General features: G+C 59.8%; 22 protein-coding genes. 11 read left to right on the plus strand and 11 right to left on the minus strand.

The features are described 5' to 3' along the window. Positions 1–21 precede the first annotated feature (21 nt). Both spoT and EAW52_RS01425 read left to right on the plus strand, forming a co-directional pair. Positions 22–2,136 carry a bifunctional GTP diphosphokinase/guanosine-3',5'-bis pyrophosphate 3'-pyrophosphohydrolase gene (spoT, locus tag EAW52_RS01420; RefSeq protein WP_122041142.1) on the plus strand — a complete coding sequence of 705 codons (2,115 nt, stop codon included), beginning with the start codon at positions 22–24 and terminating at the stop codon, positions 2,134–2,136. A gap of 85 nt (positions 2,137–2,221) precedes the next feature. Then, entirely contained in the window at positions 2,222–2,602 is a 381-nt protein-coding gene (locus EAW52_RS01425) for a RidA family protein (RefSeq protein ID WP_122041143.1), read from the plus strand. Positions 2,603–2,641: 39 nt separating this feature from the next. Here EAW52_RS01425 and EAW52_RS01430 read toward each other — a convergent pair whose 3' ends face one another. Beyond that, positions 2,642–3,496, minus strand: a complete 855-nt coding sequence (locus EAW52_RS01430) for an NAD-dependent epimerase/dehydratase family protein (RefSeq protein WP_122041144.1) — start codon at positions 3,494–3,496, stop codon at positions 2,642–2,644. 275 nt (positions 3,497–3,771) lie between these two features. On the opposite strand from EAW52_RS01430, the gene EAW52_RS01435 reads away from it, so the two are divergent. The 6 genes from EAW52_RS01435 (at position 3,772) to EAW52_RS01460 (ending at position 10,661) form a co-directional block, all read left to right on the plus strand. Beyond that, on the plus strand, positions 3,772–4,707 hold the full coding sequence (locus EAW52_RS01435; protein WP_010796440.1) for a hydrogen peroxide-inducible genes activator: 936 nt from the start codon (positions 3,772–3,774) through the stop codon (positions 4,705–4,707). Then, a complete protein-coding gene (gene recG, locus EAW52_RS01440) occupies positions 4,704–6,779 on the plus strand; it encodes an ATP-dependent DNA helicase RecG (RefSeq protein WP_122041145.1) in 2,076 nt (691 codons plus the stop codon). The genes EAW52_RS01435 and recG overlap by 4 nt, the downstream gene beginning before the upstream one ends. Before the next feature lie 85 nt (positions 6,780–6,864). Continuing rightward, complete coding sequence (locus tag EAW52_RS01445; protein ID WP_010796438.1) at positions 6,865–8,268, plus strand: aminoacyl-tRNA deacylase and HDOD domain-containing protein; 1,404 nt, start codon at positions 6,865–6,867, stop codon at positions 8,266–8,268. A gap of 127 nt (positions 8,269–8,395) precedes the next feature. After that, on the plus strand, positions 8,396–9,502 hold the full coding sequence (locus tag EAW52_RS01450; RefSeq protein ID WP_122041146.1) for a Gfo/Idh/MocA family protein: 1,107 nt from the start codon (positions 8,396–8,398) through the stop codon (positions 9,500–9,502). A 122-nt stretch (positions 9,503–9,624) separates the two neighbouring features. Next, on the plus strand, positions 9,625–10,263 hold the full coding sequence (locus tag EAW52_RS01455; protein ID WP_122041147.1) for an SCO family protein: 639 nt from the start codon (positions 9,625–9,627) through the stop codon (positions 10,261–10,263). Continuing rightward, positions 10,263–10,661 carry a VOC family protein gene (locus tag EAW52_RS01460; protein WP_305955122.1) on the plus strand — a complete coding sequence of 133 codons (399 nt, stop codon included), beginning with the start codon at positions 10,263–10,265 and terminating at the stop codon, positions 10,659–10,661. The genes EAW52_RS01455 and EAW52_RS01460 overlap by 1 nt, the downstream gene beginning before the upstream one ends. A 5-nt stretch (positions 10,662–10,666) precedes the next feature. Here the strand turns inward: EAW52_RS01460 and EAW52_RS01465 are convergent, their stop codons facing one another. Beyond that, positions 10,667–11,092 carry a VOC family protein gene (locus EAW52_RS01465; protein WP_122044691.1) on the minus strand — a complete coding sequence of 142 codons (426 nt, stop codon included), beginning with the start codon at positions 11,090–11,092 and terminating at the stop codon, positions 10,667–10,669. Between the two features lie 104 nt (positions 11,093–11,196). On the opposite strand from EAW52_RS01465, the gene EAW52_RS01470 reads away from it, so the two are divergent. Further along, on the plus strand, positions 11,197–12,060 hold the full coding sequence (locus EAW52_RS01470; RefSeq protein WP_122041148.1) for a LysR family transcriptional regulator: 864 nt from the start codon (positions 11,197–11,199) through the stop codon (positions 12,058–12,060). Here EAW52_RS01470 and EAW52_RS01475 read toward each other — a convergent pair whose 3' ends face one another. The 4 genes from EAW52_RS01475 to prlC all read right to left on the minus strand — a co-directional run bounded on the left by EAW52_RS01475 (position 12,061) and on the right by prlC (position 16,802). After that, the gene (locus tag EAW52_RS01475) at positions 12,061–13,611 is read right to left on the minus strand and encodes a phosphatidylserine/phosphatidylglycerophosphate/cardiolipin synthase family protein (protein WP_256680710.1); all 1,551 of its coding nucleotides are present in this window, start codon (positions 13,609–13,611) and stop codon (positions 12,061–12,063) included. It abuts the gene before it with no gap. 100 nt (positions 13,612–13,711) lie between these two features. After that, a complete protein-coding gene (locus EAW52_RS01480; RefSeq protein ID WP_122041149.1) occupies positions 13,712–14,482 on the minus strand; it encodes a DUF1835 domain-containing protein in 771 nt (256 codons plus the stop codon). Continuing rightward, positions 14,482–14,754, minus strand: coding sequence for a YheV family putative zinc ribbon protein (locus EAW52_RS01485; RefSeq protein ID WP_122041150.1), 273 nt, complete (start codon positions 14,752–14,754; stop codon positions 14,482–14,484). The genes EAW52_RS01480 and EAW52_RS01485 overlap by 1 nt, the downstream gene beginning before the upstream one ends. Beyond that, the gene (gene prlC, locus EAW52_RS01490; RefSeq protein ID WP_122041151.1) at positions 14,751–16,802 is read right to left on the minus strand and encodes an oligopeptidase A; all 2,052 of its coding nucleotides are present in this window, start codon (positions 16,800–16,802) and stop codon (positions 14,751–14,753) included. Before prlC ends, EAW52_RS01485 begins: the two co-directional genes overlap by 4 nt. Before the next feature lie 182 nt (positions 16,803–16,984). On the opposite strand from prlC, the gene EAW52_RS01495 reads away from it, so the two are divergent. Then, a complete protein-coding gene (locus EAW52_RS01495) occupies positions 16,985–17,536 on the plus strand; it encodes a gamma carbonic anhydrase family protein (RefSeq protein ID WP_122041152.1) in 552 nt (183 codons plus the stop codon). Positions 17,537–17,620: 84 nt separating this feature from the next. On the opposite strand, the gene EAW52_RS01500 is transcribed toward EAW52_RS01495, so the two are convergent. Beyond that, positions 17,621–20,290, minus strand: coding sequence for a mechanosensitive ion channel family protein (locus tag EAW52_RS01500; protein ID WP_122041153.1), 2,670 nt, complete (start codon positions 20,288–20,290; stop codon positions 17,621–17,623). A 22-nt stretch (positions 20,291–20,312) separates the two neighbouring features. On the opposite strand from EAW52_RS01500, the gene EAW52_RS01505 reads away from it, so the two are divergent. Next, positions 20,313–20,513 carry a DUF2905 domain-containing protein gene (locus EAW52_RS01505; RefSeq protein WP_122044693.1) on the plus strand — a complete coding sequence of 67 codons (201 nt, stop codon included), beginning with the start codon at positions 20,313–20,315 and terminating at the stop codon, positions 20,511–20,513. 31 nt (positions 20,514–20,544) lie between these two features. Here the strand turns inward: EAW52_RS01505 and EAW52_RS01510 are convergent, their stop codons facing one another. The 4 genes from EAW52_RS01510 to EAW52_RS01525 form a co-directional block, all read right to left on the minus strand. Then, a complete protein-coding gene (locus EAW52_RS01510) occupies positions 20,545–22,905 on the minus strand; it encodes an FdhF/YdeP family oxidoreductase (RefSeq protein ID WP_122041154.1) in 2,361 nt (786 codons plus the stop codon). Positions 22,906–23,008: 103 nt separating this feature from the next. Next, positions 23,009–23,338, minus strand: coding sequence for a four-helix bundle copper-binding protein (locus EAW52_RS01515; RefSeq protein ID WP_122041155.1), 330 nt, complete (start codon positions 23,336–23,338; stop codon positions 23,009–23,011). A 39-nt stretch (positions 23,339–23,377) separates the two neighbouring features. Continuing rightward, positions 23,378–23,689, minus strand: a complete 312-nt coding sequence (locus tag EAW52_RS01520; protein ID WP_162997564.1) for a hypothetical protein — start codon at positions 23,687–23,689, stop codon at positions 23,378–23,380. Positions 23,690–23,779: 90 nt separating this feature from the next. Further along, positions 23,780–25,432 (minus strand): isovaleryl-CoA dehydrogenase, encoded by a 1,653-nt coding sequence (locus EAW52_RS01525; protein WP_122041157.1) that lies wholly within the window; start codon positions 25,430–25,432, stop codon positions 23,780–23,782. Between the last annotated feature and the right edge of the window lie 98 nt (positions 25,433–25,530).

Below are 25,530 nucleotides of genomic sequence, written 5' to 3' on the forward strand. Positions count from 1 at the left end.
CCGGCAGGAGATAAGCCATCCATGCCAGCCATAGACACGTTCTCCGAACGGCTCGCGTCCTATTTGGGCCCTGATCAGGTCAACCTGGTCCGCCGCGCCTATTACTACGCCGAGCAAGCTCACGATGGGCAGCGCCGCCGCAGCGGCGAGCCCTACGTGACCCACCCGCTTGCGGTCGCTAATATCCTGGCCGATATGCACATGGACCATCAAAGCCTGATGGCCGCCATGCTGCACGACGTCATCGAGGATACCGGCATTGCCAAAGAGGCGCTCACGGCGCAGTTCGGCGAAACAGTGGCCGAGCTGGTGGATGGGGTCAGCAAACTGACCCAGATGCAATTCGAGACCAAGGCCGAGGCCCAGGCGGAAAACTTCCAGAAAATGGCCATGGCCATGGCGCGTGACATTCGCGTCATTCTGGTCAAGCTGGCCGACCGGCTGCACAACATGCGCACCCTTGATGCCATGCCGCCGGACAAGAGCCGCCGCATCGCCAAGGAAACCCTGGAAATCTATGCACCGATCGCCAACCGGCTGGGCATGCACAATATGTATGCCGAGTTCGAGGATCTGGGTTTTCGGGCCATGCATCCCATGCGCGCCGAGCGTATCCGGCGTGCAGTCAAGGCCGCCCGGGGCAATCGCCGCGAGATCGTCAGCAAGATCCAAGAGTCGCTGACCAGCTGTCTTCAGCGTGAAGGGCTTCCGGGCGAGGTGATCGGTCGCGAAAAGCACCTCTACAGCATCTATCAGAAGATGCGGGGCAAGCGTAAGTCGTTCAATGAAATCATGGACGTCTATGCCTTCCGCCTCATCGTCGATAAGGTCGATACCTGCTACCGCGTACTGGGCGCGGTGCATAGCCTGTACAAGCCGATTCCGGGCCGCTTCAAGGATTACATCGCCATCCCCAAGGCCAACGGTTACCAATCCCTGCATACGACCCTGTTCGGCATGCATGGCGTACCGATTGAAATCCAGATTCGCACCCGCGAAATGGAAGACATGGCTAACAACGGCATTGCAGCGCACTGGCTCTACAAGTCAGGTGAAGAGGAGCCAAAGGGCTCCCACGCCCGTGCTCGCCAGTGGGTAAAGGGCATCCTTGAACTCCAGCAACGTGCCGGCAATTCCCTTGAATTCATCGAGAATGTGAAGATCGACCTGTTCCCGGACGAGGTCTACGTCTTCACGCCAAAAGGCCGGATCATGGAGCTGCCCAAGGGCTCCACGCCGGTCGACTTTGCTTATGCGGTACACACCGATGTGGGCAACAGCTGCATTGCCTGCCGTATCAACCGCCGTCTGGCACCGCTGTCGCAGCCGCTCAACAGTGGCGAGACGGTAGAGATCATTACTGCACCCGGCACACGGCCCAATCCGGCCTGGCTGAATTTTGTCGTGACCGGCAAAGCGCGGACAAATATCCGCCATGCACTCAAGCAGCAGCGCCGATCCGAATCGATCAGCCTGGGCGAGCGTCTGCTCAACAAGGCGCTGGCCAACTTCAATACCCAGCTCTCCAAGATTTCTCTGCCGCGTATCCTGCCGGTTCTGGCGGAATACAAGGTAGTGGTACTCGAAGACCTGCTGGAAGAGATCGGCCTGGGCAACCAGATGGCCTACGTGGTCGCCCGTCGCCTGGTATCGGCCGATGCCGAAAGCCAGGAAGACAAGGCGCAAACTGAAGGCCCGCTCGCGATTCGGGGTACCGAAGGGCTGGTCCTCAGCTATGCCAAGTGCTGTACGCCGATTCCAGGCGACCCGATCGTTGGGCACCTGTCGGCGGGCAAGGGCATGGTCGTCCATCTGGATACCTGCAAGAACATCGCCGAGATTCGCCAGAATCCCGAGAAATGCATCCCGCTCACCTGGGCAAAGGATGTAGTGGGCGAATTCAATGTAGAGCTACGCGTTCAACTGGAACATCAGCGCGGCCTGATCGCCATGCTGGCGACCAGCGTAACGGCAGTGGATGCCAACGTTGAAAAGATCAGCATGAACGAGCGCGACGGCCGCATCAGCGTGGTTCAGCTGGTGGTCAGCGTGCATGACCGTGTACACCTGGCTCGGGTCATTCGAAAACTGCGTACGCTTTCCGGCGTCGCCAGCATCACACGCGTTCGCAGTTAACGAGCCTTTCCACCTATCCCTGATGCCTGCTAGCCTGTCGGTTCTATCGACAGGCTTTTTGTCATCTGGATAAAGGAGCGACCCCATGAGCAAGACCGTGATCCATACCGAGAATGCACCGGCCGCCATCGGCACCTACTCCCAGGCGATCAAAATCGGGAATACGGTTTACCTGTCCGGGCAGATCCCGCTGGATCCCAAGACCATGGAGCTGGTAGAAGGCTTCGAGGCGCAGACCGTACAGGTATTCGAGAACCTGAAAGCCGTTGCGGAAGCCGCGGGCGGTTCGCTGGCCGATATCGCCAAGCTGAACATCTTCCTGACTGACCTCAGCCACTTTGCCAAAGTGAACGAGATCATGGGTCGTTACTTCCAGCAGCCCTATCCGGCGCGTGCTGCCATTGGCGTAGCAGCGCTGCCCAAGGGTGCCCAGGTTGAAATGGACGGTATCCTGGTTCTGGAATAAGCACGACAGGGCGCAGCTCCACGGCTGCGCCTGCTTGCACTAAGGATTCAGGATAGCGGAATAGCCTTCGCGAAAGCTGGGGTATTGCGGCGCCCATCCCAAGGCTCGGGCGCGCGTATTGCGGCAGCGCTTACTACCGGCCCGGCGTACGGCAGATTCCTCCGCCCAATGGGTAACGCCCAGTTGCTCACGCAACCACATGACGACATCGTGGAGCGGAGCAGGCTCGTCATCCACCCCTAAGTAAACAGACTCCAGCGCAACGCCCTGTTGATCCGCGCTCAACAGATGAGCGAGCAGCGCGGCAGCATCATCAGCGTGAATACGGTTGCCATACAGAGGTGGCTCACTGGCGACGCGATACCCCTGGCGAACCTGATTGAGTAGCCATTCGCGGCCAGGGCCATAAATACCGCTCAAACGCACAGCTGTAGCGGGCAGGCCGCTTGCCTGAGCCACCTGTTCGGCTTCCAGCAGAATCTTTCCGGAATAACCTTCGGGCTCGGTAGCGGCGGTCTCGTCGACCCACTCGCCGTTTTTCTGCCCGTATACGCCAGAGCTGGAAATAAAGACCAGCCGACGCGGCTTCTGCTGGCGCTGTGTAAGCCACGCCAGCACATGCTGAAGGCCCTCGACGTAGGCAGTACGGTAACCGGCCTCATCGTGCTGCGTCGCCGCGGCGGCGTATACAACGTAATCCAGCGGCTCGGTCGGCCATTGCGCTGGCGCCTCCGCGGCGGTCAGGTCGCCTGCGACCGGTAGAATAGCCTTGGGCAGTTGCTCCACCGAGCGGCGCAGCCCATGCACCGTCCAGCCAGCTGCCTGCAGGCGTACACCCAGGCGACTGCCAACGTCACCACAGCCGGCAATCAGAACACGAGGGGAGACGGACATAGGAATACCTGCATCAATAGCGATCGAATGGAGTAGCTTGCCGAGTCACGTTTTAAGCCTCAAGCGTTGCAACACAGCTTGGTTCAAAAAAGAGCAGCCGTTATGCTTGCAGGTGATAGTATTTGTTAATTGGTCATTAGCTGACCCGTCTGGCGAACGACTCGGAACGGACGACCTTCAAGCGTCGCCGTCATTTCGGAATGGCGCCTTGCCTGACACCTCGCCGAGCCTCGTGCGCCGCTGTGTATGGAAAGGCTCTAAGGATTGATTCAATCATGACCCTCACTGAACTGCGCTATATCGTGACTCTTGCCCAGGAGCAGCATTTCGGCCGTGCCGCCGAACGTTGCCATGTCAGCCAGCCGACCCTGTCGGTCGGGGTGAAGAAGCTTGAGGACGAATTGGGCATCCTGATCTTTGAACGCAGCAAGAGTGCGGTTCGCCTGACACCCACGGGTGAAAGCATCGTGGCCCAGGCCCAGAAAGTACTGGAACAGGCCCAGGGTATTCGCGAGCTGGCCCAGGCGGGCAAGAACCAGCTCAGCGCTCCGCTGAAAATTGGCGCCATCTATACGATTGGCCCTTATCTGTTTCCCCACCTGGTTCCCCAGCTGAACCGTGTGGCGCCGGAAATGCCGCTGTATATCGAAGAGAATTTCACGCACGTCCTGCGGGACAAGCTGCGCACCGGTGAACTGGACGCCATCATCATCGCGTTGCCGTTTAGCGAGCCGGACGTTCTGACCAAGGCGCTCTATGACGAGCCCTTCTACGTCATGATGCCCGCACGCCACCCATGGACGGAGCTCAAGTCGATCGATAATGCCCAGCTCAGCGACAAGAGCCTGTTGCTGCTGGGTGAAGGGCACTGCTTCCGCGATCAGGTGCTTGAAGCCTGTCCGACGGTGCGCAAGCATGGGGACGAAGCCAAGCATACCCAGGTCGAGTCCTCGTCGCTGGAAACCATCCGCCACATGGTGGCCTCCGGGCTAGGCGTGTCTGTCCTGCCGTTCTCGGCAGTGGAAAGCCATCATTATGCGCCGGGCGTGATCGAGGTTCGCCCGTTCACCGCGCCGGTGCCTTATCGTACGGTCGCCATTGCCTGGCGAGCCAGCTTCCCCCGTCCACGCGCCATCGAGGTGCTGGCCGACTCGGTACGCCTGTGCTCCGTGGCCCGACCTGAAGCGGCAGGAGTCGTACAACCGGCATGACCGAACTGTCTGCGATCCCGGTCACCGCGCTGAAAGGCATCGGCGCGGCCATGGCAGAGAAGTTGGCCAGGGTAGGGCTCGAAAATCTGCAGGATGTCCTGTTTCATCTGCCTTTGCGCTACCAGGACCGTACCCGGGTCGTCCCGATCGGGGCCTTGCGCCCTGGGCAGGACGCTGTTGTAGAAGGCGTCGTAGCCACCGCTGATGTCATCATGGGTCGCCGACGCAGCCTGCTGGTTCGCCTGCAGGACGGCAGTGGCACATTGAGCCTGCGCTTCTTTCATTTCAGCCAGGCCCAGAAGGATGGCATGAAGCATGGCACGCACCTGCGCTGCTACGGTGAAGTACGGCCCGGTGCATCGGGGCTTGAAATCTATCATCCGGAATACCGGGCCCTGAAGGATGACGCGCCAGCGCCTGTCGAACAGACACTGACGCCGATCTATCCGACCACCGAAGGGCTGACCCAGCTGCGCCTGCGACAGTTGACCGAACAGGCACTGGAGCGACTGGGGCCGCATAGCCTGCCAGACTGGCTGCCGCCGGAAATGGCAAAACAGTACAAGCTTGGCCCTCTGGCCGAGGCCCTGCGCTATCTCCACCGCCCTCCGCCGGACGCCGATGTCGAGGAGCTGGCAATAGGTCATCACTGGGCACAGCGCCGGCTGGTTTTCGAGGAGCTGTTGACCCATCAGCTCTCCCTGCAACGCCTGCGTGAAACCATGCGCGCGCAGCAGGCACCGCCATTGCCACCTGCTAAAAAACTACCCAAACAATACCTGGCCAACCTGGGCTTCAAGCCTACCGGCGCCCAGCAGCGGGTCGGTGCAGAAATTGCCCATGATCTGGCCCAGCATGAACCCATGCTGCGTCTGGTACAGGGTGACGTAGGGGCAGGCAAGACCGTGGTCGCGGCCATGGCTGCACTGCAGGCCATTGAGGCTGGGTATCAGGTCGCCCTGATGGCGCCGACGGAAATCCTGGCCGAGCAGCACTACCTGAATTTTCAACGTTGGTTCGAGCCTTTGGGGCTAGAGGTTGCCTGGCTGGCTGGCAAGCTCAAGGGCAAGGCGCGCGCCGCGTCACTGGAGCGCATTGCGGCCGCAACGCCCATGGTTGTCGGCACGCATGCTCTGTTTCAAAGTGAAGTCCACTTTGCACGGCTGGCCCTGGTCATCATTGATGAGCAGCACCGCTTCGGTGTTCAACAGCGGCTGGCCTTGAGGCAGAAGGGTGTAGAAGGGCGCCTGAGCCCCCATCAACTCATCATGACCGCGACGCCCATTCCGCGCACACTAGCCATGAGCGCCTATGCGGATCTGGATACCTCGGTGCTGGACGAATTGCCCCCAGGCCGTACGCCGGTCAATACCGTCACCATTACCGATACCCGTCGCGAAGAAGTCGTGGAGCGTGTGCGCGCCGCCTGCCTGGAAGGCCGACAGGCCTATTGGGTGTGTACGCTGATTGAAGAGTCCGAGGAGCTGACCTGTCAGGCCGCGGAAACCACCTTCGAGGAATTGTCGCTGGCCCTGGGCGAGCTGCGGGTCGGCCTGATCCATGGCCGGATGAAGCCCGCCGAGAAAGCCGAAATCATGGCGCAGTTCAAGGCGGGCGAGTTGCAGCTGCTGGTAGCCACCACAGTGATCGAGGTTGGCGTGGACGTACCCAACGCGAGCCTCATGATCATCGAGAACCCCGAGCGGCTGGGCCTTGCCCAGTTGCACCAGTTGCGCGGCCGGGTAGGGCGGGGCAGTGCGGTCAGCCACTGTGTGCTGCTGTTCCATCCTCCGCTGTCGCATATTGGCCGTGAGCGGCTGGCGATCATGCGGGAGACGAACGACGGCTTCGTGATTGCCGAACGGGATCTGGAATTGCGTGGCCCGGGTGAAATGCTGGGTACCCGGCAAACCGGTCTCCTGCAATTCAAGGTCGCTGATCTGATGCGCGATGCCGATCTGCTCCCGGCGGTACGGGATGCCGCTCAGGAACTGCTGGCAAAATGGCCCGCCCATGTCAGTCCACTGTTGGAACGTTGGCTACGCCATGGTCAGCAATACGGCCAGGTCTAAATAAAAGTTTGTGACCTTTGGTCAGAGGCATTCCAGTGCGGCGCGAGGTAGTTATACTGGCTACATCTGGCCTAGCGGAAATACCATGACTGACGTAGCCCACACCTCCGAGCCAACCCCTCATGCACCAGCACCCATCAAGGAGATGCTGGATAAGCTGGGGGTGTCCTATCGTGAAGTGAATTCCACGATGGGCCTCTCTTCCAATGCCCAACGCGTACAGGCCGTCCTGCTGGATGACTCGACCGGGGTTCTGATGGTTCTTTTTCCGCAGAATCAGCTGCTCGACCTTAACCGTCTGTCGGAATTAACCGGCCGCACGCTGACCGTCATGAAGCCTGAACGGCTGTCCCAGGCGCTGCACAAGCACGAACTCAAGGTGCTGCCGGGCTTGCCTACGTTGAGTAGTTCGCCCTGCCTGTATGACGAACGCCTGCTCAAGGAGCCCAACCTGCTGTTGGAGTCCGGCGAGGAAGATGTCTTGCTGGAAGTCTCCGTGGATGATTTCCGTCGCCTGCTGGCCGAGGCCAACCCGGGCCGTTTCGGCGAGCCGCTGCTGGATATTCAGCCTAATCAGACGCGCCCGGAAGCGGACGATGCGGAAATCACCCGCGCCGTCACACATTTCACGGCGCGCCGTATCAAGCAGCGCCTCGATGAGACGTTGGAAATTCCGCCGCTGTCCAAGACAGCCGAGAAAATCATCAAGCTGCGCGTCAATCCCGAAGCAACAGTCGATGATCTGGCCGGCGTAGTGGAAACCGACCCGGCGCTAGCCGCCCAGGTCATCAGCTGGGCGTCTTCTCCGTATTACGCGGCGCCCGGCAAGATTCGCTCCGTGGAAGATGCAATCGTCCGGGTTCTGGGTTTCGACCTGGTCATCAACCTGGCGCTGGGCCTGACACTGGGCAAGACGATCACATTGCCCAAAGACAAGCCGCAAAGCGCAACGCCGTACTGGAAGCAGTCCATCTTTACCGCCGCCGTCATCGAAGGGCTGGCGCGCGCCATGCCACGCAAGGTTCGTCCTGAGATGGGCATTGCCTACCTGTGCGGGCTGTTGCATAACTTTGGCTATCTGGTGCTGGCTCACGTGTTCCCGCCGCATTTCTCACTGATCTGCCGTCACGTGGAAGCCAACCCGCATCTGGACAGCAGCCTGATTGAGCGCCACCTGATCGGCATCACCCGTGAGCAGATCGGCGCCTGGCTGATGCGTAACTGGGAAATGCCGGAAGAACTGGTAGCCGCGCTTCGCTTCCAGGCCTATCCGGCCTATGACGGGCCCAACGCCATCTATGCCAACCTGACCTTCATGGCCGTGCAACTGCTGCGCGCCGAAGGCATTGGCAGCGGCCCGGCACGCCCCATTCCGCCTGAGCTGTATGAGCGCCTGGGGCTGACTCCTGAAAAGGCGCAGGAATGCCTGAGCCGCATTATGGGTGCCGAAGCGGCCCTGCGCGAACTGGCGTCTCAACTGCCTCAGTAAATACCGCAGGCTAGACGGCTTTCTTAACGAGCAGTCGTCCAGCCTGAGGAACTTCACCCCTCGCTTGCTTGCCGACAGAAATAAGGGTCAGGCTTTTCGCCTGCCCATCGAATGGAGGACAAGCAACATGCCAAGTGCAGAGGGCAAGATCCGTTATGCGGTTGTCGCGGGTGGCTGGATTTCCCAGGGTGCGTTCATGCCGGGTGTTGGCCAGACCAGCAATTCGGTCATGACGGCGTTGGTGACAGGCGATCCGGTCAAGGCCGACGAACTGGCCAAACGGTACAACCTCAAGAGCTATCGCTACGAGGACTTTCCGGCACTGCTGTCCTCCGGTGAGATCGACGCCATTTACCTGGCTACACCCAACTTCCGCCACCGCGAATTTGCCGTACCGGCACTTGAGGCAGGTATCCACGTGCTGCTGGAAAAGCCCATGGCCACCAGCGAGGACGATTGTAAGGCCATTATCGAGGCGTCCAAGAAGTCGGGTGCCAAGCTCATGATCGCTTACAGGCTGCACTGCGAGCCGGGGACGGTCGAGATGGTCGAGCGCATTCGCAACGGCGACATTGGCGACCCGCGTATCTTCACTTCCACGTTCGCCCAGCCTTTAGACCCTCAGAATCATCGCGCCCTGAATGGTTACTGGGCAGGACCAGTACCGGACATGGGGCCATATCCGCTCAATGCCGTTCGCAACCTGTTTGGTGACGAGCCGATTGAAGTGCATGCCGTGGGTGTCAATACACCCGGGCGTGACATCACGACCTATGACGCAGTGTCCGTCACCCTGCGCTTCCCTGAGGAGCGCCTGGCGCAGTTTACCGTTAGCTACAGCGCACCCAATACCGAGCGCTTCCAGGTAGTCGGCTCGAAAGGCGAAATCGAGGCGTCGCCCTGTTTCGGTTTTGGTGAAGGTGTAGCTATCACCTATCGTGCGACCATCGAGGGTGAGACACAGGAACATGAACATCCTGTTGTCGACCAGTTCGGTGGCGAGACCGAGTATTTTTCCGACTGCATCCTGAATAATCGGGCACCTGAGATGGACGGTGATGAAGGCTGGCGGGACATTCGGGTGTTGGCTGCCATCGAGCGGGCGCTGGAAACCGGACAGACCCAGACGCTGGAGCCATTGCCGCCCCGCCAGGGTCCTACTCAGGCGCAGGTGCGTACACTGCCGCTCGCCAAGGTGCCGGACTACATCAATACTACCGAACCTACCACCTGATGTTGTTACAGGCTCGCGAAGCGTCTTGAAACGCTTCGCGGGTCGATCCGGCCTGCTGACGGTGCGAGGCGGGCCCACATCCAGTACCCTGATGCACATTCCGTTGCTCAAGGTTGTCCGTCATGACCAATGCTCGCCGTCTCGTTCTTATTCTTGCCATCTTTCTTGCCGTGATTGCGGTGGCAGCCCTCGGCTACCGTGCCTATCGAACCGATGCGGCGCCAACACCTGCCGAGCTGATGGACGCGGGCATCGTCATGCTGCCTCAAGGCAAGGCACTTCCTGCACTCAACTTTACGAATCAGGACAAGGAAGCGATTACGCTCGACTCGCTGAAAGGGCAGTGGCGATTGATGTTCTTCGGCTATACCTTCTGCCCGGACGTCTGTCCGGCGACCCTGGCGCAACTCAAGCAGCTGTTCACCAAACTGCCTGAAAAGGATCGCAATGCGCTGGGCGTAACGTTTGTAACCGTCGATCCTGCCCGGGATACACCGGAGCGGCTGAAACAATACGTAGAGTTTTTCAATCCAGGCTTCAAAGCCCTGGCAGGTGACATGGCCGACACCCAGACGCTGGCCAGTACCGTCGGGATTCCCTTCATTCCGGCCGATACCACCCAGCAGAGCTACACCGTGGACCATGGCGCCAATCTGGTTCTGATCGACCCGAACGGCCGTGCTGTCGGTTATGTACGCCAGCCCATGCAGCTGGATCTGTTGGCCCAGCAATTGCCACGTCTGATGGAAGCCAAGCGCTAATGACTATACGCTTGCTGATCAATCTGGATGTCGACGACCTGGAGCGCGGCATCCAGTTTTATACGCAGGTGCTGGATCTGACGGTGCAGCGTAAGCTCTATGATGGACAAGTCGTTGAGCTAGCCGGGGCAGATGTTCCGATCTATCTGCTACAAAAGCCAGCGGGTAGCGAAACCGCAGGACAGGTGCGCCAGTACGGCCAGCACTGGACACCTGTACATCTCGACGTTGTAGTCGATAACCTCGATGTTGCCCTGGCAAAAGTACTAGCCGCCGGGGCTACATTGGAGGGTGACGTCCGGCGTTCGGCATTTCGAGACATGGCCGTGCTTCGTGATCCTTTTGGCCATGGCTTCTGCCTGCTGCGCTTTTATGGCGAACCCTATAGCGACGGCTAATAGCCTCACTTGGCGAATAGTTGATCGATGTCCTTGAACGCCTTGAACTCCAGCGCGTTACCGCAAGGGTCCAGCAGGAACATGGTGGCCTGTTCACCTACTTGTCCCTTGAAGCGTACATAGGGCTCGATTACAAACGCTATTTCACGTGCCTTCAGGCGATCCGCCAACGCTTCCCACTCCGCCCAACCCAATACGACACCAAAGTGCGGCACAGGCACGTTATGGCCATCCACAGGGTTGGTATGGGCATGTTCCTGCGCCGCGGTACGCGGGTGTTCATGAATCACCAACTGATGGCCAAAAAAGTCGAAATCGACCCACTGCTCGCTGCTGCGACCTTCAGGGCAGCCAAAAACGTCACCATAAAAATGCCGGGCGGCCGCCAGGTCGTACACAGGAATAGCCAGGTGGAAAGGGGAGAGCGCCATGAGAAACCTCATCAGGTTGGGCAAGACCCTATTGTCAGCCACAAGCGTTTCGATGGAAAAACGAATATTCTTGCTGCCGAGCAGCAACTATTTTGAGGCTGACAGTGCTTCGGGAATTGAAGACCTTTATTGCAGTTGCACGACATGGCACCTTTTCAGCGGCTGGGCAACAGGTTGGCCTGACGCAGTCGGCAGTCAGTGCACAAATGCGCCAGCTGGAACGCGACCTGGGCGTACGGCTCTTTGACCGGACCGGCCGCGCGGCGCTGCTCAATGCTTCCGGCCAGCAAGCGCTTCCGCTGGCGGAGCAGATCCTCTCGCTGTACGAGCAGATGGCGGCCCCCACAGATGTCGCCCACTGGCAGGGCGAACTAAAGATCGGCGCAATCGCCACGGTTCAAACCGGCGTGCTGCCCAAGGCACTGATGCGCTTTCGTCAGGACGCCCCCCAGGTAGACCTCAAGCTGATTCCTGGCGTCTCGCTGCAGCTCCTGGGCCGCGTGGACGCTGGCGAAATCGACCTGGCGCTACTGATCAAACCACCATTTGCCTTACCCAAGGAACTGGATGAAATCCCGTTGGCCCAGGAGCCATTCGTGCTCATCACACCCGCCACGTTGCCAGGCGACGATCCGCTGGCCTTATTGGCAACACAGCCTTTCGTTCGTTATGACCGAGGCTCCTTTGGTGGCCGACAGGTGAGCCGGTTCCTTCAGGAGCACCGGATTACCGTTCGCGAAGCGCTAGAGCTTGATGAGCTGGAAGCTATCGTCAGAATGGTCGAGTGTGGCCTGGGGGTAGCGTTGATTCCTCAGGCTGGTCTGCAGCTGGCTCAGGCGAGCGTGCGCACGCTTTCCCTAGGACCGCTCACGTTTCACCGCGAGCTGGTCGCCATTTGCCGTCGGGGTCTGCGCAAGCAAGCGGCGCTGTCGTTCTTTCTGGAATGCGTAAAGGCGGCAAAAGGCTGATCAGAGCATACGCTCAAGGCCTACTGCACGCACGATCCAGGCGTTGAGTCGGCGCCACAAGCCGCCAGGCTCATGGTCCAGCTCATACAGTTTGCCGTCGCGTTCTCCCAGCCAGATCAGCTTGGTTGTTCCGTCGCGGTCGACCCGCTTCACCTGATAGCTGACACCCAAGGCCATACCATCGAGAATCAGCTGACGGACCCGGCCGGCAAGGGCAGGGCTGTCTACCATGATGCCAACCTCGGTATTCCACAGGATAGAACGCGGGTCGAAGTTGAAGGACCCGACAAAGGTATGCTCACGGTCAATCACCATGGCTTTGCTGTGCAGGCTGGAAGCCGACTGACCAAAGCTATAAGGCGAGGCATGCAGGCCCTTTTCCGGGCGGTTGCGCATTTCATAGAGCTTGATGCCCTGCTTGAGCAGTTCGTCGCGGTACGGCGCGTATCCGCCATGAACAGCGGGAACGTCCGTTGCCTCCAGCGAGTTGGTCAGCACGCGAATATCTACCCCCTCGTGGGCTTTCTCACCCAAGTATTCCACTCCTGTCTGGGTTGGAACGAAATAGGCAGAGACCAGGAAAAGCTCCTTGTGCACGTCGTCAAGGCTGGGCATCAACTGAGTCGTCAGTAACAGATTTCGGTCCGGCTCGCCCTCTGCCAACACTTTACGTGGCGCGTCCCAGAGCGCCTTGCCATTGGCCCAGGTCAGCTCATGAAGCCAACCCTCCATTTGCGGTGCAGTGTCGTAACGGCGCAACCGGTTATAGAGCGCAGAATCCTTTACCCGCTCGCTGTCCAGGTAACGCTTGAGCCCCGTGCGCATTCGAGTCAGCGCGTGAGCTGTGGGCGGGCGGCGCAGAAAACCTGTAATGGGCTGGCTGATCTCGCTGTTCCAGTACTGGTCGAAGCTTACGCCGAGCTGATGGGCGACAGGACCCGCTCCAAGCAGGTCGAGGTCCGTGAAATTCATTTCGGGCTTGGCATCGAAATACTCATCCCCCAGGTTGCGACCGCCTACAATGGCTACGCTGTTATCGGCAAGCAATAGCTTGTTATGCATGCGGCGATGCTGCTGCGACAAGTGCAGGAAGCGCCCCATGTAACGCGTAACGCCGGTACTGCGGCCGATATGCAGCGGGTTGAAGACGCGAACTTCGATGTTGGGATGGGCTGCCAGTGCCGCCAGGGCATAGTCATTACCATCGCTGCTGGTGTCGTCAAGCAGGAAGCGAATCCGCACACCACGGTCAGCAGCGGCCAGCAGCTCATTGACCAGCATGCGCGTGGTCACCCCATCGTGAACAATGTAGTACTGAATATCCAAACTGCGCTGGGCCATGCGGATCAGCTCGGCGCGAGCGGTAAAGGCGTCGGTGCTGGACTCCAGAAGGCGAAACCCTGATTGTCCGGGATGCTTGACGGCCTGCCGTTGAAGCACACTGTTGAGGTGCGTGCCGGCTGGCACGAGCATGGAGGAGGGAGTTGGTGTCTGGACCTGAGCGCAACCCGTCAACAGGACGAAGGACAGCAGTAATAAACGGGCGTACACAGATTCCCTCCAGGTCGAATGCGTATCCCTTCGACGCTTGCGTTGCGGTTAAATTCAGAAGATCAGGGCAGAAGGCCATGATAAGACCGGCCTGTGCCTGTCATTTTGGCAGGCAGACCATTTGCTGGGAGTAATGCCCCTTTTCAGGCCCTTGCAGAACAAGGAGGCCTCTATGAGCCAAATCGCGGGCACGCCAGCCTAGAAAGGTATCCGTCGCGAAAAATCCTTCGCTGCGTACCATGACTTCGGCTATCACTCGTGCGAGCGGTTGCCATTCTGGCGTGCAATGCTGGAGGAGGATAGTGTCGACCGTTTCGTAGTCGCTGTACCAAAAACTACCATCTAACCATCGTCTGATACTGGCCATGGCTTCGACTGCCTCATGCCAGGCTCTGGCCAGCTCCTGTTGCTGCTCGGGCAGGATGAGGACAGGGCTATACAGTTGCTTCAACAACTCAGGTGCGCATTGGCCAACCGCACGGCGAGTCTGTACATCGCTATGATGTGTTCCACATGGAACACTGTATAGCGCAACAGAAGAATCATGCAGAGCGGCAGCGATACGACAGAGCAGAAGTTGTTCGGAAGCACTGTCGCCGTGCCAGACAGTAATGGGGCGATTGCCTTGTGCTGCATGCTCAAGCCACGTGGCATCGTCCGCCAGTTGGCGGGAAAAGTCGGGAGCGGGAGCATCGTCTGGCCAGACGGCCTCCCAGAATGCCGACCGAACCGGACAGGGCGGCTGATGTACATCCACCAGCGGCCCTACGGCCAGATCGTCACGCATTATCCGTAGCGATGAAGTGGCCTCGGTATCAATCACCTGACGGACACCTTCAGCCGCGACATCACCACAGACAACGTGCCACATCAGTCAGGCTTGTCCTTCTTGAGCTTGGGATTCGGAAAGAACTGAGCCACCTTGACCTGAGCCGTGGCAGGCTTTGGCTGCTTGGGCGCATTGACGCGCGTAGGCAATTCCTTGGGAACCGAATTGCCGCGCTCGTCCAGCGTATCCCCATAGCCACAGGAGGCGCACTCGCGGTGCGGCACGCCATCCTCATTCCACATCTTCATCGTGTCCACCGTCTGGCAGGCGGGGCACACGGCCCCGGCGATGAAGCGTTTTACCGGTCCGCTCATGCAGCCTCCTCGGTAAGACCGGAATGGCGCAGCAGGGCATCGATGCTAGGCTCGCGGCCACGGAAGTCCACGAACAGCACCATAGGCTCAAGCGAACCACCACGAGCCAGGACGGCCTCACGGAAGGCGCGGCCGGTTTCAGCATTGAACACGCCTTCTTCCTCGAACTTGGAGAAGGCATCGGCCGAAAGAACTTCCGCCCACTTGTAGCTGTAATAACCAGCCGCATACCCGCCCGCAAAAATGTGGGCAAAGCTGTTGGCGAAGCGGTTATAAGCGGGTGGACGCATGACCGACACTTCGTCTCGGATGGACTCCAATACATCCAGCACATTACGGCCATCGCCGTGAGTGGCGTGCAGTTCGAAGTCGAACAATGAGAACTCCAGCTGGCGGACCATCATCAAGCCGGACTGGAAGTTCTTTGCAGCCAGCATTTTGTCTAGGAGTTCCTGGGGCAGTGGCTCGCCGGTCTCGTAATGGCCCGAGATCAGCGCCAGACCTTCCGGCTCCCAGCACCAGTTTTCCATGAACTGGCTTGGCAGCTCGACCGCATCCCATGCCACGCCGTTGATACCAGATACACCGGCATGCTCAATGCGGGTAAGCAGGTGATGCAGGCCATGACCGAACTCGTGGAACAGAGTGGTCACTTCATCATGGGTCAGCAGGGCGGGCTTGCCACCGCTGGCCGGGGTGAAGTTGCAGACAAGGTAAGCGATCGGGTTGATCAGCTCACCCTGGGCATTGCGACGCTTGTCACGGGCACCGTCCATCCATGCGCCGCCACGCTTGTTGGCACGGGCATAAAGATCGAAGAAGAAGCGGCCGACGTGCTTGCCGTTCTCGGTAATCTCGAACAGACGAACATCGGGATGCCACTTATCAAAGCCCTCCTTGATTTCGCTGATTTCGATACCGTAGAGCTTTTGTACTACAGCGAATAGGCCGGAGAGAACCTTGTCGACAGGGAAGTAGGCGCGCAGCTCTTCCTGCGACAGGGAGTAACGTGCTTGACGCAGCTTCTCGGCAAAGTAGCCAGTATCCCAGCTCTTGAGTTCAGCTACGCCATGCTCAGCAGCAAAGGCCTTGAGCTGATCCAAGTCACGCTGGGCGAAGGGCTTGCTGCGCTGAGCCAAATCACGCAGGAAACTCAGGACCTGTTCGCTGGACTCAGCCATCTTGGTAGCCAAAGATAGTTCGGCATAGTTGGCATAGCCCAGCAGGCGCGCCAGCTCCTGGCGCAGGTCGAGGATCTCTTCCATCACCGGACCGTTGTTGAACTGGCCGGCATTGGGGCCCTGGTCGGAGGCGCGGGTGCAATAGGCCGCATAGACTTCCTCGCGCAGAGCGCGGTCATCGGCGTAAGTCATCACTGCGTAGTAGCTTGGGAATTCGAGGTTGATCAGCCAGCCGTCGAGTCCCTTAGCCTGGGCTGCAGCTGCCATCTGAGCCTTGGCGGAATCTGGCAGACCAGCCAAAGCAGATTCGTCAGTCACATGCTTGGTCCACGCCTGGGTAGCGTCCAACAATTGGTTGGAAAACTTGCTAGATAGCTCAGACTTGCGCGACTGGATCTCGCCGTAGCGCTTCTGCTGCTCAGGCGGCAGGTCGATACCGGACAGCCGGAAATCGCGTAGGGCATTATCGAGGATCTTTTTCTGGGCTGCGTCAAAGCCCTTGGCCTCTTCGCTCTCGGATAGCCGCTGGTAGGCCTCGAACAAATCCTTGTTCTGTCCGATCTCAGTGGAATAGGCGGAGAGCTTGGGTAGACAAGCTTCGTACGCAGTACGCAGCTCGGGATTATTGCACACGGCATTCAGATGAGTAACCGGGCTCCATGCCTGGCCCAAACGGTCGTTCAGCTCGTCGAACGCCACGACCAGCCCTTGCCAGGTGGGGTTTTCCTTTTGGGTCTTCAGCAGCTCGGCAATGGCGGCGCGGTTGTCTGCCAGGATCTGATCAATGGCCGGCTCGACAGACTCGGGCTTGATCGCAGAATAGGGTGGCAGATCGTAGGGCTGTAACAGAGGATTGCTGACGCTCACGGTGTTCCCCTTAAGGATATATACGGGTAGCTTGAGCCTTACGCTGGCCGGCGATACGACTATGCTGTCCTGGAGGACGCATTGGCCTGGTCTGCCCAGTCAACGAAAGGCTCTCAAAGAAGACTATATGGAGCCCATCTTAACCAGACTCAAGGCTCGCCTGATTAGAAAAGGTATCTATCGTGACCATTCGCACTTACCAGAATAAAACGCCCGTACTGGGCGAACGCGCTTTTGTGGACGCCACCGCCGTGGTCATCGGTGACGTGGAGCTGGGCGCAGACAGCTCCGTCTGGCCGCTGACCGTGATCCGCGGTGACATGCACCGCGTACGCATCGGTGCCCGTACCAGCATTCAGGACGGCAGCGTGCTGCACATTACCCACGCTGGCCCATACAACCCGGACGGCTATCCCCTGATCGTAGGCGATGATGTGACGGTCGGCCACAAGGTCACCCTGCATGGCTGCACCATCGGCAATCAGGTCCTGGTGGGGATGGGCAGCATCGTCATGGACGGGGCCGTGGTGGAGAGTCAGGTGATCATCGGTGCCGGTAGTCTGGTGCCGCCAGGCAAGACACTGGAAAGCGGGTTCTTGTATGTGGGCAGCCCGGTCAAGCAGGCGCGCCCGCTCACGGAAAAGGAGCGTAGCTTCTTTGAGTACAGCGCAGCCAACTACGTGAAGTTGAAGGATCAACACCTTGCCGAGGGCTACGACCAACGCGACGCCTGAGCCACGGCGGCAACGGATTTACGGTTGGGAAGAGGAAGAGCGCTTTGCCGGAGCACAGCGCTCTTCCTCCTATCAGCCAAGCCCTCAGGCGTCGGGGCTTGGCTGATTGCTGGGCAGATGGTTACCGTGTGGCAAGGGCGACCGATCCGTGGCAGCAGTTTCGCTTGGCATGACCAGATAGGTACGTGGGTCGGCAATGGTGATACCCAGCTCTCGGAAGCGCTTGAGGATGCGGCGGTTGGTTTCGCGCTGCACACCCCAGCGGCCCTTGTCGATACACCGCATCTGACCCAGCACCGTCACCATCGAGCCGTCTACTGCATCCACACCCCAAATCTCCAGATCATTAATGATCAGATCCTTGAAGGCCGGGTCCTCTCGCATTTCTGCACCGATGGCTTTCAGCTCGTCAAAGACCTGATCGATGTCAGTGTTGTAGCCCACGTTGATACGAATGGACGCATTGCCGATTCCACGGTTGATATTGTTGACCGTCGAGACTGAGCTGAACGGCACGATATGCAGCGAACCGTCACCGGCCCGGATACGTACCGTCCGAATCGACAGGTACTCTACCGTACCGGAGACGCCTGCCACGGTGACCCAGTCCCCCACCTGCATGGCGTTTTCCATCAGCAGGAAGATACCGGTAATGAAGTCCTGCACCAGTTTCTGCGAGCCGAAACCGACGGCCACACCGATAATACTGGCACCGGCCAGCAGCGGCGTGGTGTTGATACCGATCTGGCTGAGTGCTGTAAGGCCGACCACCAGCACGATAATGATGAGCAGGAAGCTGCGTAGCATGGGCAGGAGCGTACGCAGGCGCGCAGCCCGGACCAGATCCCCCTCGTTTGTCCACCGCGTCAGACGCCGCTGCACCGAGGCGTTGGCCGACTCCCAGACAACAATCGCCACAAGAGCCGCCACCAGGATCGTCAATACGGCAGAAAGCAGACTGCGCCCAATGGTGCCACTGGCAAACCAGCCCAGTGCGTCAAGGCCCCAGAGCTGAAACAGGACAATGACGGTGCACACAGTGATGGCCGCGGTGATTAACCGGCGGGCAAGCGGGTAATAACGATCAGCCAAGCGGCTGCGTACAGACGAGGCAGGCGTATTGCTCTCATCTGAAGGCGCGTCGGTCTTGGGTTGAAAAGCACGCCCTACTGCACCCAGGACGAGGATCGCCAGCAGCCGCGCTGCAATGACCACCGTCCCCGATAGGGCAATAAAGTTGATCAGTTTGGGAAAGCCGTTCTCGACACCCAGCGCCCACACCACCCACAGCCCGATGACGAATGCTGCGGCAAAGAAGGCCCAGACGAGCGCCAGCCAGTTACGAAGGGCGGCCACCGGCCCGGTTGCCTCGGCAGGTGCTTCGATCAACGCACCGACCGGCTTGCGGATCTTGAAGATAAGCACGACCAGGCAGAGGTGAACCAGCAGCGAGAACAGTTTGACGATTGCCAGATGGCCCGCCCGGCCTGCGCCCAGCGCCTCGACTGCCTCAGCCAGGGCGATACCGAACGCCGCCAGCACAACGGTGAACCGTATCCAGGTTTCCAGAGTCCGGGCAATATCGGTTCTGACACGAATAATACGCATCCCGTGGCCTATCGGCGAGATCAGCAGGCGAACCACGGCCATGCAGACGCGCACTGTAACGTAGGCGCCCACGAAGCCCTGTACGACCGTCATGACGCTCTGTTCATCACCCGACAGCGCCCGCATGATCAGCGCCGCTGCACCAAAGAATAATGCCAGCGGCAACAGGTCGAAGATTAGCGAGCCCAGTGCATAGGGCAGGTGGCGCAGGGTGCTCCAATGCTCGCCCGGCATGGCGGTATGCCGGGGTGAAGCAGCTGTATCACGGCTAAAGGTATCGGCAGTCGCCTGCTGTTGGGATTGGGCTGGGGAGTCGGAGGCGGTACTGGCGGGGCCACTCTTGGCGGCATTTGTCGTACCGACCGGTATGGCCTCGATCTGCTCGACGCCATCACGCGTCGTCTGTACCAGCGCCACCTCTTCGCTGGCCGGGCGAATACCGCCCACCTCGGCAGCATTGACGGCAGCTGCCTGCTCGGCCTGTTCCCGCTCGGCCTGCGCCCTGGCTTGGGCCTGAGCCAGTCGCTGCTGCTCATCCCGCTCGGCCTGCTCGCGTCGGGCGCGTTCGTCTGCTTCTTCAGCATGCTGGATCAAGGCGCGGCGCGGTCTGCCCAACAGGTAGCGCAACCCCCATTCAAGGACGAGGCCTACGCCGAAAACAATGGTCAGATCGATCAGTGCTTCGCTCAGGATATGTTTGCCCTGGCCACTGGCGGAATGGGTTCGTAACCACACCGGGAACGCCAGGGCGGCCTGTTTGATCTGGTGAAGCTGATCTTCCAGCCCATCGCCCCACCGACTGACCTGACGGAGCGTTCTGGCAATCAGACCGTTCGCTTCGATCGCCACGGCAGCAGGTGCTTCGGCAGGGGCTGGGGCAGCGGTATCGGCAGCAGTATCGTCCGTTGATTGATCATCGGACTTCGCTGCATCGGCGTCCTTGGCTGGGGCCGTGTCGGCAATCGCCTTGAGGGCCCGCACCGCCTCGGCGCGCTGCTGTTCATCCTGCAGTACGCTAACGGCGCGGCGAGCATCGCCTGGAGAAATGGTTTCCTCACCCGTGGCGGATTGCTCAGCCGCCAGGGCGTGGCCTAGAGAAAGGATTAAAAGGAACGCAAGGCACACTCGCGAAATCTGTTTAGGCATGGCTCTCGAATCGGATGATGATATGTCTCGTACCCTGATCGTCATAGGACTGCTGATAGTTGCCGTCGGCCTGTTATGGCCCTGGATCGGACGGCTACCGCTGGGTCATTTACCGGGCGATATCGTGATCAAACGGGAGAACGTCTCGTTCTTTTTCCCTATCACCACCATGATTCTGATCAGTGCGGTGGTATCCATCGTGCTGTGGCTGATCAATCGCTGAGCCCTGGCCGGACCGCCGGGGCTCAGTTCACTTACACCGCGCCCACTCCGGCCGGTGAGGCCGGCTCGGACGGGACGTTGCGATCCTTCACCACGGCGATGACCTTGCGCAGCCGAATCGGAATGGACTTGGCGGCAGGCACCTTGCTGCGCTCCGCGTAATGCCAGAGCGGAATCAGCGGATTGCATTCGGGGTAGTAGCCACCGCAACAGCCCTCGGGGATGTCGTACGGCGTCACCCGGAGTGGGCCGACTTCCCGGTGTACGCCATCGTCCACCGCAGTAATGGCCTGGATCATGTCACCTTCGGCCAGCCCGTGGCGGGCCATATCACGACGGTTCATGAGGATGACCGCCCGCGTCCCATAGACGCCGCGGAAGCGGTCGCTGTAGCCATAAACGGTGGTGTTGAACTGATCGTTACTGCGCAGCGTCATCAGCTGCAGCACGCCCTGCTTTTTGAGATCAGGCTCGATGTCGTCATCGGGTGTGAGCTTGTCGGGAGTGATGAAGTTGGCCTTGCCGGTCTCGGTCGCCCACTTGCGCTCGGAGGCACCGAGTGGACGATGGAAACCGCCGGGCTCCAGCATCCGCACGTTGAAGTCATGGAAGATATCGGGATAGCTCTCGGCGATGGCGTCACGGATCAGACTGTAGTCGGCGACCCAGGCATCCCAGTCGAGCCGGGGATTGGGCTCCAGTGTTGCCTTGGCCAGTGCCGCCACGATGGCGGGCTCCGATAACAGATTAGGCGCCGCCGGCTTGGCAACGCCGCGCCAGGCCCGGATACACCCTGTGCTGTCTTCGGTGGTATGGCGCTGCTCACCGGTGGCCTGCACATCGATTTCCGTACGACCCAGGCATGGCAGGATGTAGGATTTCTCACCGTGCACCAGATGGTTACGGTTGAGCTTGGTGGAAATCTGCACGGTAAGCCTGAGCTTGCGCCAGGCCGGCTCCATCAGCAGTGTTTCCGGAACGGCTCGTACAAAGTTGCCGCCCAAACCGATAAAGGCCTTTACCTTACCGCTAACAATGCCTTCGCACGCCTCGACGGTGTTCACGCCGTCATCCTGGGGCGCTTGGAAGCCGAACTGCTTCTTGAGGTTTTCCGCCGGGACGTGGCTGGCCTTTTCGGTAATCCCAACAGTGCGTTGCCCTTGCACATTCGAGTGACCACGGACGGGCAGGATACCGGCGCCTTCCTTGCCCATGTTGCCGCGCAGTAGTAGCAAATTGACGAGCATTTGGATGTTCATTACGCCCTGGCGGTGCTGGGTAAGCCCCATGCCATACACGCCAATGACGCGCTCGCAGCGGGCATAGACCATCGCCGCCAGCTCCATGGCACTGCGGGTAAGGCCGGAACGGCGCTCCAGCTCCTCCCAGGTGTAACGGCGGATCTTCGCTTCGAAGGCCTCCAGGCCGTGAGTGTGCTGTTCGATGAACGCTACATCCAGCACGCGTGGCTTCCCGGCGGCACGCGCCTGGTCGTCCATCTCAAACAGCTTTTTGCACATCCCGGCCATGGCCGCAATATCACCCCCAATGGCGACCTGATTGTAATGGGTGCTGATGGTGATTTCCTTGCCGGTCGCCATCTCGGTCGGGGACTGCGGGTTAGTAAACTTCTCCAGCCCGCGCTCGCGGATCGGGTTGAAGGTAACGATAGGCGCGCCGCGCTGACGCGCCTCTTCAAGCTGGTGAAGCATGCGCGGACTACTGGTGCCGACGTTCTGACCGAAGAAAAACAGGCCGTCGGTTTTCTCCATGTCGTTAAGCGTCACAGTGGCCACCGGCACACCTATGCTTTCCGGCAGGGCGATGGAGGTGCTCTCGTGACACATGTTGGAGCTGTCGGGCAGGTTGTTTGTCCCATACATACGGGCAAACAGCTGAAACATGTAGGAGGTTTCCAGCGCCGCCCGGCCCGAGGTGTAGAACACCACGTCGTTCGGATCGGCCATGGCCCTCAGCTCATCGCCAATCTCGCGAAAGGCAACGTCCCAGCGAATCGGCTCGTATTTGTCCGTCTCGGCGTTCCAGCGCAGCGGGTGAGTAAGTCGACCTTGTTGCTCTAGGTCGTAGTCACGCCAGTTGAGTAATTCCGTCACGGTATGTTGCGCGAAAAAATCAGGTCCGCAGCGGTTGCTGGTGTTTTCCCAGGCGGTGGCCTTGGCCCCGTTTTCGCAGAACTCAAAAGGGCGGGCCGGGTGGGGCTTGGCCCAGGCGCAGCTGACGCAGGCAAAGCCTTCGATCGGCTTGTTTTGCTTGAGTAGAAGAAGACCGGAGCCGACAGGCGACTTCTCACGGATCAGGATATTCGCGACTGAGAAAGCCGAACCCCAACCACCAGAGGGTGATTTATAAGGCTTGAAACGAGGTTTGTTCACGCGTAGCTCCTTGCAGGCAGATGGCCGCTGACCTTGTCAGCTCACGGTTGGCCACATTCCAAAGCAAAAGGGCCCGGCGCCGGAGCGCCGGGATACGGATGGATCAGGCCGCCATGCGCTCGCATTCTTCCGCGCAGCTCAGGCAAGCCTTGGCACAGGCCTGGCAGTGGTCCATGTCATGCTTGGCACACTCTTCACCGCAAGCACGGCAGGCCTTGGCGCACAGCGCACAAAACTCCTTGGCCAAAGGGCTCTCGCGCTGCATCAGCACCGCTGCCAGGGCGCACAGGTCGGCGCAGTCCCGGTCAAGCTGGATACAGCGCGCCATCATTTTCATGTCTTCTTCTCGTAGGCACGCCGATGCGCACATTTCGCAGACGAGGGCACAGTTGGAGCAGGCTTTGATGCAGGCGTCGTAAGCAGAAGTCGTCATGATCGTTCTCCGTTTGAAATAAAGGTTTGATTGATGGGCTCAAACGGGCATGGCCTTGGGAGGCGGATCAGGCAGGGAGGGGTATACAGAGTGGTAGAAGGACGGCGCGTAAGGGTCCGAAGGAAGGGGGGCACGGGCAAGTGTTAGCCGTACCGCAGCAGCCTGTGCCGGAACGCAGCAGCATGCCTTGACCATCAGGGTATTCTGAGAGGCAGGAGAGGGCGACGAGTGGCGAACGTCAATCTGTTCGGCCTGCATGAAAGGGCACGGAGATCCGGGCGCACAGCATGCCTGGGCGTAGCCACTTCCAAGGAAGAAGCCCAGCAACAGCACCAGAAAGGAGGCGCGCATACCCATGCCTGTCGTCACCTGCTTGTACACGATACAGGTATGAACCGCAGGAGCCGCCCAAGGTTTCATCCCTGGGCAGGAAAGCTGGCGCTATACCATCAAGGGTGCGCTGCGGCGCAGGATTGCCTCATGCGCCACGCCCAGAGGCAGCGTGCCATAGACATAACCGTGGCGCTCGCCCAACCGGCTGGCCAGAAAGGCATCGCTTACCTCATGATTGCCCGCATCCAGCAACAGACGCGCCTGGAGGGCCAGGGCGATGCTCTCGGTGACCTGTCGGGCGCGGTACGGCAGATCATCCTGCTCAGCCAAGGCGGCCTTCAGCCGCGCTACATGGGTTTGCAACCGCACATCTCCACGGCCTTCATCCAGATGTTGGAACAGGACGGCCGCCACATTCGGATCGCGCGACAGCGTACGAAGCACATCCAGACACTGCACATTGCCGGAGCCCTCCCAGATGGAGTTCACCGGCGCCTCGCGATACAACCGTGGCAGGAGGCTGTCCTCGATATAGCCCGCCCCGCCCAGGCACTCCTGCGCCTCGTTGATAAAGGCGGGGGCCCGCTTGCAGATCCAGTATTTACCCACCGCCGTGACCAACCGCGCGAAGGCCCGTTCGCTCATATCGTCCGGCTGATCCAACGCTTGTGCCAGACGCAGCGTGAGTGCCAGAGCGGCCTCGCTTTCCAAGGCCAGGTCAGCCAGAACATTTTGCATGAGCGGTTGCTCAACCAACCGTTTGCCGCTGACCTGCCGGTGAGCACAATGGTGCATGGCTTGTGTAAGCGCCTGCCGCATGAGCGAGCTGGAACCAATCATGCAGTCGAAGCGGGTCATCCCCACCATGGTCAGGATATTCGCCACACCACGGCCTTCCTCGCCGATCAGCCAGGCCAGCGCACCGCGGTATTCCACCTCGCTGGAGGCATTGGAGCGGTTACCCAACTTGTCCTTGAGGCGCTGGATGTGAAACTGATTGCGGCTGCCGTCCGGCCGGAAGCGCGGCAGCAGGAAGCACGAAAGCCCTTGGGCGGTCTGCGCCAGCGTCAGGAAGGCATCACACATGGGCGCCGAGCAGAACCACTTATGGCCAACCAGTTCATAGGCCTCGCCCGGGCCAGGGGAGCCCACAGGGTGAGCCTGAGTAGTGTTGGCGCGCACATCAGTGCCGCCTTGCTTCTCGGTCATGGCCATGCCAAGTGTCACACCGCCCTTGGTCTCCATGGGCGCATGGGACGGATCGTAAACACGCGCCGTGACCTTGGGAAGCCAGCGCGCAGCCAGCTCCGGCTGGTGCAACAGGGCCGGTACGCTGGCAAAGGTCATGGTCAGCGGGCAGCTCGTACCGGCTTCGGCTTGATTATGCAGGTACATGAGGCCTGCCCGTGCCACGTGAGCGCCAGGCTGCGGATCGGTCCATGGTAGGGAAGGGATACCGTGCTCGACGGCGGTACGCATCAACTCGTGATAGGCAGGGTGAAACTCGACCTGGTCGATACGATGGCCGTACCGGTCATGGCTGTGAAATTCGGGAGGATACCGGTTCGCCAGAAAACCGGCCGCCACCAGAGGTCCTCCTGCCAGCGCCCCATAGACGCCGAGACGGTCATCCGCCCAACCACCGCGGTAGCGGTGTATCCACTCCTGAAGTGGCGTATCCAGCCGATAGAGGTTGACTCCTTCCAACGGCGGGACCTGATTTAACACCTCGTGCGTTTCGGCGAACTGACTCCACAACATGGCGACCGCTCCCTGACTAAGGTGGGTTAGTTATAGCGCCATTGTCCGGGGGGCGGGGAGTGCTATTTGCCGAGACCGATGAAACGCGGCGGCATCAG

The organism is Pseudomonas sp. LTJR-52 (genome assembly GCF_003691465.1).
GTDB classification, from domain to species: Bacteria; Pseudomonadota; Gammaproteobacteria; order Pseudomonadales; family Pseudomonadaceae; genus Chryseomonas; species Chryseomonas luteola.

Excerpts from the sequence above, each read along its gene's own strand:
- EAW52_RS01520 (WP_162997564.1), bottom strand. The coding sequence starts at position 23,689 with ATGCGCGCCTCCTTTCTGGTGCTGTTGCTGGGCTTCTTCCTTGGAAGT.
- EAW52_RS01450 (WP_122041146.1), top strand. The coding sequence starts at position 8,396 with ATGCCAAGTGCAGAGGGCAAGATCCGTTATGCGGTTGTCGCGGGTGGC.
- EAW52_RS01425 (WP_122041143.1), top strand. The coding sequence starts at position 2,222 with ATGAGCAAGACCGTGATCCATACCGAGAATGCACCGGCCGCCATCGGC.
- EAW52_RS01435 (WP_010796440.1), top strand. The coding sequence starts at position 3,772 with ATGACCCTCACTGAACTGCGCTATATCGTGACTCTTGCCCAGGAGCAG.
- EAW52_RS01480 (WP_122041149.1), bottom strand. The coding sequence starts at position 14,482 with ATGTGGCACGTTGTCTGTGGTGATGTCGCGGCTGAAGGTGTCCGTCAG.
- EAW52_RS01465 (WP_122044691.1), bottom strand. The coding sequence starts at position 11,092 with ATGGCGCTCTCCCCTTTCCACCTGGCTATTCCTGTGTACGACCTGGCG.
- EAW52_RS01445 (WP_010796438.1), top strand. The coding sequence starts at position 6,865 with ATGACTGACGTAGCCCACACCTCCGAGCCAACCCCTCATGCACCAGCA.
- EAW52_RS01505 (WP_122044693.1), top strand. The coding sequence starts at position 20,313 with ATGTCTCGTACCCTGATCGTCATAGGACTGCTGATAGTTGCCGTCGGC.
- EAW52_RS01485 (WP_122041150.1), bottom strand. The coding sequence starts at position 14,754 with ATGAGCGGACCGGTAAAACGCTTCATCGCCGGGGCCGTGTGCCCCGCC.
- recG (WP_122041145.1), top strand. The coding sequence starts at position 4,704 with ATGACCGAACTGTCTGCGATCCCGGTCACCGCGCTGAAAGGCATCGGC.
- spoT (WP_122041142.1), top strand. The coding sequence starts at position 22 with ATGCCAGCCATAGACACGTTCTCCGAACGGCTCGCGTCCTATTTGGGC.
- EAW52_RS01430 (WP_122041144.1), bottom strand. The coding sequence starts at position 3,496 with ATGTCCGTCTCCCCTCGTGTTCTGATTGCCGGCTGTGGTGACGTTGGC.
- EAW52_RS01515 (WP_122041155.1), bottom strand. The coding sequence starts at position 23,338 with ATGACGACTTCTGCTTACGACGCCTGCATCAAAGCCTGCTCCAACTGT.
- EAW52_RS01525 (WP_122041157.1), bottom strand. The coding sequence starts at position 25,432 with ATGTTGTGGAGTCAGTTCGCCGAAACGCACGAGGTGTTAAATCAGGTC.
- EAW52_RS01460 (WP_305955122.1), top strand. The coding sequence starts at position 10,263 with ATGACTATACGCTTGCTGATCAATCTGGATGTCGACGACCTGGAGCGC.
- EAW52_RS01455 (WP_122041147.1), top strand. The coding sequence starts at position 9,625 with ATGACCAATGCTCGCCGTCTCGTTCTTATTCTTGCCATCTTTCTTGCC.
- EAW52_RS01500 (WP_122041153.1), bottom strand. The coding sequence starts at position 20,290 with ATGCCTAAACAGATTTCGCGAGTGTGCCTTGCGTTCCTTTTAATCCTT.